9 protein-coding genes are annotated in these 11,363 nt (G+C 46.4%); 2 read left to right on the plus strand and 7 right to left on the minus strand.

Annotated features, from left to right (window positions below; genetic code table 11):
- Positions 1–57: 57 nt before the first annotated feature.
- Together Q1A18_RS15940 and Q1A18_RS15945 are read right to left on the minus strand one after the other, a co-directional pair.
- Positions 58–1,413, minus strand: coding sequence for a sigma-54 dependent transcriptional regulator (locus tag Q1A18_RS15940; protein WP_299582822.1), 1,356 nt, complete (start codon positions 1,411–1,413; stop codon positions 58–60).
- 35 nt (positions 1,414–1,448) lie between these two features.
- Positions 1,449–3,869: a PAS domain-containing hybrid sensor histidine kinase/response regulator gene (locus Q1A18_RS15945; RefSeq protein ID WP_299582825.1), complete on the minus strand. Its 2,421-nt coding sequence runs from the start codon at positions 3,867–3,869 to the stop codon at positions 1,449–1,451.
- A gap of 385 nt (positions 3,870–4,254) precedes the next feature.
- Between Q1A18_RS15945 and Q1A18_RS15950 the strand changes: the two genes are divergently transcribed.
- Positions 4,255–6,228 carry a putative porin gene (locus Q1A18_RS15950; RefSeq protein WP_299582828.1) on the plus strand — a complete coding sequence of 658 codons (1,974 nt, stop codon included), beginning with the start codon at positions 4,255–4,257 and terminating at the stop codon, positions 6,226–6,228.
- Positions 6,229–6,247: 19 nt separating this feature from the next.
- Positions 6,248–7,681, plus strand: coding sequence for a transporter substrate-binding domain-containing protein (locus Q1A18_RS15955; protein WP_299582831.1), 1,434 nt, complete (start codon positions 6,248–6,250; stop codon positions 7,679–7,681).
- Here the strand turns inward: Q1A18_RS15955 and Q1A18_RS15960 are convergent.
- From Q1A18_RS15960 to Q1A18_RS15980, 5 genes are all read right to left on the minus strand, one after another.
- The gene (locus Q1A18_RS15960; protein ID WP_299582834.1) at positions 7,668–8,303 is read right to left on the minus strand and encodes a CoA pyrophosphatase; all 636 of its coding nucleotides are present in this window, start codon (positions 8,301–8,303) and stop codon (positions 7,668–7,670) included. The two genes, Q1A18_RS15955 and Q1A18_RS15960, sit on opposite strands and share 14 nt — an antisense overlap.
- A gap of 224 nt (positions 8,304–8,527) precedes the next feature.
- The gene (locus Q1A18_RS15965; protein WP_299582837.1) at positions 8,528–9,478 is read right to left on the minus strand and encodes a methyltransferase; all 951 of its coding nucleotides are present in this window, start codon (positions 9,476–9,478) and stop codon (positions 8,528–8,530) included.
- Positions 9,479–9,614: 136 nt separating this feature from the next.
- Entirely contained in the window at positions 9,615–9,794 is a 180-nt protein-coding gene (locus Q1A18_RS15970; RefSeq protein WP_299582840.1) for a hypothetical protein, read from the minus strand.
- 47 nt (positions 9,795–9,841) lie between these two features.
- A complete protein-coding gene (locus Q1A18_RS15975; RefSeq protein WP_299582843.1) occupies positions 9,842–10,408 on the minus strand; it encodes a YdeI/OmpD-associated family protein in 567 nt (188 codons plus the stop codon).
- 231 nt (positions 10,409–10,639) lie between these two features.
- A complete protein-coding gene (locus Q1A18_RS15980; RefSeq protein WP_299582845.1) occupies positions 10,640–11,107 on the minus strand; it encodes a copper resistance protein NlpE in 468 nt (155 codons plus the stop codon).
- Positions 11,108–11,363 lie beyond the last annotated feature (256 nt).

Consider the following 11,363-nt stretch of genomic DNA (forward strand, 5'->3'; position numbering starts at 1 on the left):
TGCATCCTCCTCAATGCCCCCAATGTTCAATATCCATTCCAAAGAATCAGGCGCACACTAAATCTCAATTCCGTATTGCTTGATCTTGTTGTACAATGTTTTTCGATCAATTTTCAGCAGTCGGGCTGCTTTCGACTTATTGTACCCGGCCTCTTCAATGGTTCGCAAAATAAGCTGTTTCTCAAACTCAGACGAGGCATCTTTCAATTTGGATTCGCCAATTTCCACCGTTTCACTCTTCACTTCCGATTCCGATGGGTAAACAATATCGCGCGGCAGGCAGTCTTTTGTGATCTCCGTACCGCCTGACAGCAAAGTGGCCCGCTTAATCACATTTTTCAACTCCCGAAGGTTCCCGTGCCACGGGTATTTTTGCAAAATCAACTCAGCATCCGGCGCTATTTGTTCTACCTGCAAGCCCAACTCGTCATTGGAGGCCTGCAGAAAGTGATTGGCAAAAAACAAAATATCTTCTCTCCGCTCCCGAAGCGAAGGCAGGTTAATTTTAAACTCATTCACCCGGTGGTATAAATCTTCCCGAAAACGGTTCTGGCTCACTTCATCCAACAAATCATCGTTGGTAGCCGTAATAATGCGCACATCAACCTTCTGTGATTTGTTTTCGCCCACCCGTGAAACGGTACGTTCCTGCAGCACTCGAAGCAAACGTACCTGAATGTCATAAGTCAGATTCCCAATCTCATCCAGAAAAAGGGTCCCACCGTTGGCCTGCTGAAAAACCCCTTCCTTATCGCGAACCGCGCCGGTAAACGATCCTTTGATATGCCCAAACAGCTCGCTGTTGGCCAGATCCTTCGGAATTGCCCCGCAGTCGAGCGCCACAAAAGGCTTGTTGTTACGCTTGCTGTGCTGATGAATAAACCGGGCAATATACTCTTTGCCGGTTCCGGTCTCCCCTTGAATAAGCACAGACATATTGGTTGGTGCCACACGCCGCGACAAGTTAATGACCGAACGCATATTATCACTCTTGCCCATCACAAAGTCGCCATCGGTGTAAATGTGATCATCGGCCTGCGCGCTCTCCTTTTTCTCATCGGTTAATTTTTGCTTGACAAGAGCCAGAATCTCCTCGTGCTGCAAAGGCTTGGTGATGTAATCTTCAGCTCCCATTTTCATCAGCTTCACCGCCTGGCGAACATCGGCATAAGCGGTAATAATAATCACGATGGTGGATCGGGAAATCGCTTTGATGCGTTGCAGCAATTCCAGCCCATCGGTGTCAGGCAACCTAAAATCACAAAGCACCAAGTCGAAGGTTTTACTCTTGACCGCTTCCATCCCCTTTCTGCCTGAAAAGGCTGTTTCCACCTGGTAGCCGTTACTTGTCAGTTGCTTTTTCAGAATTTCGCAAATAAACGTGTCGTCATCAATGATTAGTATCTTACTCATAGGTTCTGCTTATTTATAGTCTTTATGCATTTGGCTTAATATTCTCGACGCGCCTTTCGGGCTTCCTGCCTCACATCCTGCAACTTACCGATAACCTCTTTGGTTTTATCCGGAAGTTTCTGATAGGCTTGTTCCCGCAAGGCCAGGTCTTCCAGTTCTTCCAGTTGTTTCACCAATCGATTCAACCCAAAAAACTTGAAAGAAGGAATGGCCCGATGGGCACTCTCACCCAATCGTTGCCAGGCTTGCTCATTCAGAGCTTTCTCAAATCCGACCGCAAAACGGTGTGAATTCTTCTCGAATGTATCAATCATTTTATTGAAAAATGCCTCATCGCCATTCGACGTTTGCCACAGGCTATCCGTACTGAACCTATCCTCCAAAGGGCTTAAAGTATCCTCAGGTGCATTGACCTGCAGGGGACGCGCCTCATTTCGGGTTAGCTGCAAAATGTTGCAGATCTTATTATACAACTCCGTTTCCTTAAATGGCTTGAGCACATAACCATCAAATCCATGATCCATATACAGGTTAATATCACTTTTCAGCACATTGGCCGTTACAGCCAGTACTTTGGTGTCAAAATTCGGGTTCCGGGCATCGTTTCGGATTTCACTCACCACCTCCAGCCCATTTTTATGGGGCATATGAATGTCGAGCAATACAATATCGTAGGCTGACGCGTGAAGCAAGCTTGCAGCTTCTTTGCCATTACGGGCCAGCTCATAATCAGCCTTCCAGTTTGACAAGACCGTTTCGGCCAGCAAAAGGTTATACTCATCATCATCGGCAAACAGAATTTTTTTGCCTTCCAGCTGATTATCCCGCAGCGAATAATGGCTCTCGCGTTCGGCTTCGTCCTCTTTCCGGGCTTTTTGCAAAGGCAAGGTCACCGAAAACAAACTGCCCGCTCCGGGTTCACTGCTCACCTGAATCTGACCATTCATCAGCTCAATCAGCTTCTTGCAGATGGTCAACCCCAGGCCGGCTCCCTTGCGTTTTTTGTCCAGGTTGGCGGAAGATTGAGTAAACTCTTCAAAAATAACCGGCTGCAAGTCTCTGGAAATCCCCATGCCGGTATCTTCCACTTCAAACCGCAACTTTACGCTCCGTGGCTCCTCTTCAACCAACAGGCAACGAAGTTCAACCACCCCTTCATCCGTATATTTCAGCGCATTCGACATCAGGTTGATCATCACCTGCCGCAGCCGAAAGGGGTCACCAATCAAGGTCTCCGGAATTTGCGGGTCAATCTGCACCGACAAGCGCAACTTCTTTTCATTGGCTTTAATGATGAACAGGTTGTAGATCACATTCAGTTCGCTAGTCAGGTTGAAAGGAATTTTTTCAATATACACCTTTCCCATGCCCAGCTTAAAGAGGATCAGAATTTCATTGACCAGCGAAAGCAGGTGCTCGGAAGAGTCGCTGATGAAGCGAATGAAATCTTCCTGCTGCTTGGTGAGTTCGGTATTCCCGAGTTGTTCGGCAAAACCAATGATGGCATTGAGCGGGGTGCGGATTTCGTGGCTCATATTGGCTAAAAAAACCGACTTGGCCTGATCGGCCTTTTGTGCGTCGTCCTTCGCTTTTTTCAGGCGCATTTCCACTTCCTTGTCCTTGGTCACATTCTGCACAATAGCTGTTCCCCCAACCACTTGACCATTGAAATTCCTTACCGGCGTGGCCCAAATGTAATACACCTGATCCTCAATCCGGATTTCGCCATCGCCCATCTCGCCACTTAGGGCTTTGTGGTAAAACGGGAACAGGCGCTTGTGAATCTTCTCATCAAACGCTTCAAACAAGGTTTTGCCGGCAAAATAGCTATTGGTCAAGCCAAAGCGTTCTTTTTCGCGCCCGCCTGCCAGCACATAGCGGTAGTCCGAATCAAACAAGTAAACATCAATATCGGGCAGGTTTTCAATCACAATCTGCTGGTAGTTTTTAATGTCGGTCATGGTGGTGTTCGAGAAATTAACACCCCCCATAATCAGCTCATCACCGCCAGCTTCGGCAAGCAACTCCAGGCTGATGTTTGCCGCCAAAGGAATACCCTGGGCAGAATTAATGATCGTTTCAAACTCCTGATTTTCCTTGCTGGAAAGCAAGCGATCAACCTTCTCTTTGAAAAGCTCCTGCCGCTCCACTTTCAGTAGGTCGAACAATTGCAAAGAGCCACTTCTGGTTGGGTAAAACAGGTGGTCGAAAATACCGGTATACCTAAAAACCGTATACCTCCGGTCGAAAATAAAGATGGCTTCATGCCTGACTGAATCCAGGTTTTGAGATTCGCGGGTAAGCGGGTAGCCCAGCTTGGTGGATTTAATCTTATTACTCAGCAGTTCGAGCAAGTCATCCAACTCCATCAACGACTCCACGTCAATGTCCTGATGGTCAAGCTGACTGATGATTCCGGCAATTTCTTCAATTTGTTTTTCCAGTTTTTTCTTCATCGATGCACTTTGGTTAAAAGGCTTTCATAGCCCTGTTCCTGAATTCTGCACCCGGTAGGTTCCGCCCTCTGAACATAACAACAATACCCTCCTGCCAAGGTTTTCAAGTTATCAATTTTTCATAAGCCAGCAATCACATCCGAAGGATTATTCCCCATAAAAAATAGTTCCTTAACACGACAGTACCAGTGAGCATCGGACAAAAAAGGGAGGTCTTTTTCATCCGAAGCCCAACGAGCAACCACAACAAATCGCATCTCCGCCTGTTATTTCGATAGGCAATTGCAAAATGCACAAGCAACTTTTAAGAGCCAATGAACTGCCATAAACTTTTTTAAGTGCAAAATTCAATCAAACATTGACTTTTAATTATCTTTGCCGCTACATGTTTCAGAAGATACAGTTAACCATAGTCATTTTACTGAGCGCGATAAACGTACTTTTCGCTCAAAGAGAACTCCAAAACTTTGGAGGATACAACATGGACACCAGTCAGCAGCCCGCGGATAGTATGGATGTTGATGAGCACGACCATGACCAAAAAATTCCGTCCTACATTCATAGCTGGAAGCTAAAAAACAACGGCGCTTTACTGGAAGCTGCCGAAGTGGATACGGTCTTGAATTTCTTTCACCTGTACAATCCCATTTACCAGCAAAGCATCAGCAATACCTTTACCGGGAACTTAGGCGGCGCGTACCTGTCGAATAACTTTTTCAAACGCGAAGGTGATTCGGATTTCTACTTCTACCGGAACTTTGACCTGTATGCCAAGTTTCCGACTGACATCCGCTACTTCAATACCACCACGCCCTACACCCTGCTGGACTACAGCCAAAGTGGCAACAAAAACATTAAGAATGAAACCCGCTTCAACGCCTTTCATTCGCAAAATGTGAATGAAGACTTTAATTTCGCCTTCTTTTTTGATCAGGCCAAGTCAACCGGCCATTACGAATACCAGGAAAATAAATTTCACACCGTTGGACTTTACTCCAGCTACGAATCCGACCAATGGGTTTCGCATTTCAACCTGCTGTTCAACCGCATCAAAAACCAGGAAAACGGAGGGTTGGCTGAAGAAGATGTGGACTTAAACGAGTTTGAAGAAACCGACATTTACATTGTCAACCTGGATCAGGCCAAATCATCGCTGCGCAACAACAACTTCTACTGGAACACGGAATACCGGCTGGGAAAAACCGTCGAGGTGGAAGATTCACTGGGCAATATTATGGATGAATTTATTCCACGCACCGGTTTCTTTTACCAGGTGGAATATTCAGGCAACCAAAAAACCTACAACGACGAGGATGAAGACTCGAACCGGAATTTTTACCGGTATACCTACATCGATTCCACACGAACCGGCGACACCATTCGCTACAACCGGTTGACCAATACCTTTCAACTAAAATTTTACGAGGCCCCCGACCGGAAGTACACCTTCACCAAACGGGCTTATATCGGGCACGACCTCATCCGGATTAAAATGCCGGTGGACACCATTCAGCAACTGTACAAGCACAGCAACACCTTTGTAGGTGGCGGCATCTCGCGCGATGAAGGTACGTTCTGGAAGTGGGGCGCGCAGGGGAAATTCTACCTGACGGGGTACCGCTCGGGGCAAACCGAATTGAACGCTTTTATTTACAAACCCATGCGCATTGGGAAAGACACGACCAGCCTGCGTTTGTCGGGCGAACTGAACACGATTGTTCCCGATTATTTCGAACAGCGCTTCAGCTCGAACCACTATGCCTGGAACAACCGCTTTGACAACATCAATGAAATGATCCTGAATGCAGAGATCAATTCGCAAAGATACAAGCTGACCCTGGGAGCCAATTATGCCTTGATTGGCAACTACATTTACAACAATGCCGAAGCCCTGCCCACACAAGGCGGATCGGAGTTGCTGGTTGTATCGGCTTACCTGAATAAAACCATCGAATCCAAACATTGGCTGTTGCGCGGACAACTGCTGTGGCAAAAAGGCAACCAGGAAAGTTACCTTCATTTGCCGGACTTCAGTGGTTACTTCAGTCTGAATTACAAAACCATTATTTCCAAAGTCTTATACACTCAAATTGGTGCCGATGTGCGCTACAATACAGAGTTCTATGCTGATGCCTATGATCCTGCAACAGGACGTTTCTATTGGCAAAATCAAGATAAAATTGGTAACTTCCCCTTCGTTGATGCACACGTCAACCTGAAACTAAAACGAACCCGGGTCTTTTTTCAATGGCTGAATGCCGCATCCGGGCTTTTAGATGGCGGTTTTTGGGCGGCACCGAAGCATCCACTTTATCGACGGACTTTCAGGCTGGGAGTAGCCTGGACGTTCTACGATTAGTCAGCAGTTTACCAAATGCATGAGTAAAACCCATACATACATTCAATTTGTTTCGTTTCTGCTCGTTGCTCTTCTTTTTTCCTGCAAAGGCAAGAAAGATTCCGACCTGCAGGACGACCAACAACGAAAAAATGACCTGACCCGGATTATGAAATCCGGACAACTGAAAGCCGTGGTGGATTACAACTCGACCAACTACTTTATTTACCGGGGAAAACCCATGGGCTTTAAGTATGAATTGCTGAAACAGCTGGCCAAAGACATGGATGTGGAGCTGAACATTTCAGTCAGTAACAACCTGGAAGAAACCTTTGACGGGCTGAACAGCGGCCAGTACGATCTGGTTGCCAAAAACCTCACCATCACTAAAAAACGGGACGAAACCATTTCCTTCACCCTGCCGCTGGAGCAAACCCGGCAAGTGCTGGTACAACGCAAACCCGACAACTGGCGCAGCCTGCCCAAACATGCCCTGGAAGACTCCATGATTCGTAACCAGCTTGACCTGGCCGGCAAAACCATCTACGTTCAGAAAAACACCACCTACTACCGCCGCCTGGTAAACCTGTCGGATGAGATTGGGGAAGAGATCAACATTGTTCAGGACTCGGTGTACGGGGTGGAACAACTGGTTTCGATGGTTGCCAACGGAGAAATTGACTACACCGTGTGCGATGAAAATGTGGCCAAAGTCAACCAGACTTTTTACCCCAACCTTGACATTGACACCCCGGTCAGCTTTCCGCAAAACATTGCCTGGGCCGTCCGCAATGGCTCCGAAGAATGGCTGAACTACCTGAACAACTGGATTCGCCACTTTCGGAAAACGACTCTCTACGCCGTACTTTACAACAAGTATTTTGAAAACAGCCGCTCCAGCAGCATGGTCAACAGCAGTTACCACTCCATTGGCGGAGGCAACATTTCGCCTTTCGACGACCTGATTAAGGCCAGCGCCGAGCAAGCCGGGCTCGATTGGCGTTTTCTGGCGGCCATCATCTACCGCGAATCGCGGTTTGACCCCGAAGCCGAATCGTGGGCCGGCGCTTACGGACTGATGCAAATCATGCCCGAATCGGCCGACCTGGTGCGCATGAACGAATTTGAAGAACCTGAGCAAAACATCCGGGTGGGCGTGCGCATTTTACAATGGCTCGATAAAAACCTCAAGCCGGAAGTGCCCGACTCCACCGAACGTGTGAAGTTTGTGCTGGCTGCTTACAATGTCGGCTTGGGACACGTGAAAGATGCCCAGCGGCTGGCCAAGAAATACAATAAAGATCCGGAGATTTGGGACGATAATGTAGACTACTACCTGCTGAATAAGTCGGCCTCGAAATTTTTTAAGGATCCAGTGGTGCGCTGGGGCTATTGCCGGGGCGAAGAACCCTACAACTATGTGAACCGCGTGCTGGAAACTTACCGCGATTACCGAAACATCATTGCAGAGTAAGGCTTCCTTCGCGAAGCAGTTCAAAAAATTCGGCTAAAATCATGGCGGTGGCCCCCCAAATAATTTCGCCTTCGTAAGGGTAGCATGGCACCGTAAGCCGTCCACGCAAGGTGTCCAGCTCGGTATGCTCAACCCGCTCTTCCTGCACAAAATCCTGAATGGGCAGTAAAATCAGTTTTTCAGCTTCGTCATGGTTCAGCACAAAATCGGGCTTGTAGTCGAGCCAGCCCACATACGGAAAAATGGTAAACCCGCTTACCGGCACAAACAACTCCGACAAGCGGCCCAGCAAACGCACATCCAGCGGCGAAACGCCCACTTCTTCCTGCGCCTCGCGCATGGCCGTCAGCTCCGGACTTTCGCCTTCCTCAATTTTGCCCCCCGGGAAACTGACCTGCCCCGGATGATCTTTCATGTTCGAATTGCGACGGGTTAAACAGGTGTAAATACGCCCTTCGTGCGGAAACAACAAAAGCAATACACTGCTGTACTTCACCTCCGGCACCTCCTCAAAACCAGCCCGCAGTTTACGGCCCGGCGGAAGCAGCTTCCGATGTGCCTGCTCGCCCGGCAAATCGCGCTGAAGCAACTGTTGTATGTATTGTACAAAACTGAAATCCATGACTACAAGATAAGAAAGTTAGCGCCAAAACCGACACCTAAGTAACAGCATTTTGCAGGAAGTTAACACAAGAAAAACAAGGCTGCTGAAGCCAAGAATAAGGAATTTAGCATTCAAGGCTCTCCCCGGGCGCATCCTCATCCGGCGCATAGGCGTTTTCCCTTTCCTGCTTTTCAAGGTGCACACCCTCCTTGGGCTACGATAACGGGGCTTTCGCCTTTGTTTCAGTTGGCACTAATTCTTTCGCAAACCCAGATGGTCCGTGCAAACTTCTTCCCTTTTTTCCCAACCGAGCAGCCATCTGAAACTGTCAGTCCCGATTTCCGGATTAATGGTTGAATATCCGAAGTGGATACAATTACGACCCGGGTGGTTAATTTAGCGGCTGATTCCAGAATATTCAGGGTGATTTCGTCATTCGAAAAGGAGTACAAATTGTAGGGAAGGTCAACGATTGCCGTGTCGTACAGCTTATCCAGCTCCTGAATGTCGGAGCGGTACACCTTCGCGGTATAATTATAGTGTGCCAGGTTTTCCCTTGTGCTTTTACACGCTTTCCAGTTGATGTCACATCCTTCTATCTGGAACCCTGAAATACAGGCCTCCAACATGACCGTACCAACGCCACAACAAGCATCCAACAAGCGATTGCTCCGATCGCCCTTCGAAGCAATACTGACCAGCGTTTTAGCAATGTCCATATTGATCGCACTGCTAAACGAACACGGTTTATTTTTGTGTTTAAACCAGTCCGAATTGTGTTTGAGCAATACCCCGAAGTACCAGGTATTTTCACAATAACCGATCGCGTAAATGACGGATGGGTTCACGTAATCGGGGTCCCCTTCAATCCGCAAGCCAACATCCCGCAATTTTTCAAGCCGTTCGGTATATTGGGTCGAATCACCATTCAGAATCAGGTACTCCGCCTTAAACCCATCACATTGAATATTTTCGTTCTCGATGTTTTTCAACAGGACGGAATAGTCTTCGGACGAGGAAATAATCTCCAGCCGGCTTTTAATGAATGGGCTGATCGACGGATCAACCTCAACACTCGAAAACAGCCAATTATTATTTTCTTCCCGATTGAATAGCTGTCGGGATTCCAACTTGCATAATTCACTGTTATGAATGTCGTATTTAAACGAATAAATGTAACTCTGATTGGGCATAAGTAATGTCGACTTGTTGCGCTAAATTTTTAGTTGCAGCACGATGCACTCCAAACGAACGGACACTTTTATGCGACCGAAAGGCTTGACGGGTTAAACCAGGAGGCCTGCCGCCCATCAGCTTGTTTCGTACCGTTTATGGTGCATCAATGGGCTTGCTCATCAAGGCTATTGGCAGCCCCAGGATTGGCGTGAGCACCAATGACCAAAAAACGGATTTTCCATAGCCTATTTTTCGCTTGGCGCCAATGTATTTCGCAATTAAATGAGTCAGCACAATATAAACGACAAAGATACCAATCCAAGTGTAATCCATGGTTTTAAATTTTAACGCGTTTCAAAAAAAAGCAAATCATTTATTTTTCAATAGTATTTCTCAATTCCGCCAAAGCCTTTAATCTGCTTATTTTCTTTTGTTTTGGCGATAAAGTTATTCAGGCGCTTTTCAAATTCTTCGGGCCTTTTCCGCGCACTGTTGATATACGCTATTCGAATTCGCTTATAGGGTTCCGAAAAGTTTTGATAATTTTCCCAAACCAACGGCTCGGCTTTTAACTGAGCGAGGATGTCTTCGGGAAACACGAATTCCTGTTGAATCATTTTTAAAACCTCATGTCGAATGGAGTCGTGAATCAACCGGTTTTCAAAGAGCCATTTTAAGCGCTCCATGTTGGGTTGCGAAATCGACGAGTTCTTTCGTCGCTTACAAAACCGTTGAATCGTGGTCTCTTCGTTCAGCGATTTAACCGTACTGTCAATCCACCCAAAACACAAGGCTTCTTCCACCGCATCATTGTACAAAATTCGTTTTCGGCCCGTCTTCTTCAAGGGATACTCCAACCAAATTTCGTCTTCCGTCTCAAAATGGGCTTCCAGCCATTTCCGCCAATCCTTTCTGTCCGTAAAATATTTCGTTGGTAGTGTATGCATTGCTTATTGGTGGTTAACCTTTTGGGGATTGCCGAAGGCGGGAATTAAAACGCACAAAGTTACAATTTAGCACAAATGTTGAATGAAGCCACGTCAGCCCCGCTTTTGTTTCCAATGTATTTTCTTTGGAATGGAAAATAAAAAAATAATCATCGGAATTTCCTTTAACAACTTTACCCACAAAAGAAGATTATTTTCACCTTTTGTTGGTAATAGAGTTATTGGAAGTTGCTATCCTTTTTTACGTAAAATATATTTGTCGGCTAAATCACCTGTAATTACATTACCACTCATATCCAAATGAAAAAGTTGGTTTTCACCCACTTTATATTTTTGGTTTCGGTCTTTGTCTTTCAGCGTAATACTGCTTTTTTCTTTATCCCACTCAAAAGTTCCATTGTCTTGTGCAGGTTTTCCTTTTTCGCCTAAATATTCTTCTGTCCTGGAAAAAGTATTGTCGGCATTTAGGGTAATGGTTGTTTTAATGCCAGCACAGTTTGCACAAGGAACAGTTCCTTCATAGGTTCCTGCCCAGTCTAAAGCATTTTGGCTATTGTCTCCTATAGGTCTTTCTACTGCTTGGGTACTGTCAACTTTTGAGTTGTTATCGTCTGAAGATTTTGTGGTGTTGTTACAAGAAGCAAAGAACAATACTATTGCAACGAATGCGACCCATTTGGTGTTAATTAATTTTGTCATTTTTTATAGTTAATTTATTTTGTCGATTTTTATTGTGCGGTTTGGTTTTCAAAATTGCCTACGGTGGTGGTATGAGGTCGTGGCGGTCAGACGAGAGTCTGAGTGTCCGACCGTAACTGAGGTTGGGACGAGATTCGACTTGTCGAATCCGCACGAACCCAGCCATGCCTTATACCACGTGTGTGTGCCCAGCATGAGCATGTGCACACACTACTGAAAGCTCTTAAAAAATGTTTAAAATACAAATTTTTGGAGT

Origin of the sequence: uncultured Sunxiuqinia sp. (assembly GCF_947495665.1) — a bacterium.
Taxonomy (GTDB): Bacteria; Bacteroidota; Bacteroidia; order Bacteroidales; family Prolixibacteraceae; genus Sunxiuqinia; species Sunxiuqinia rutila.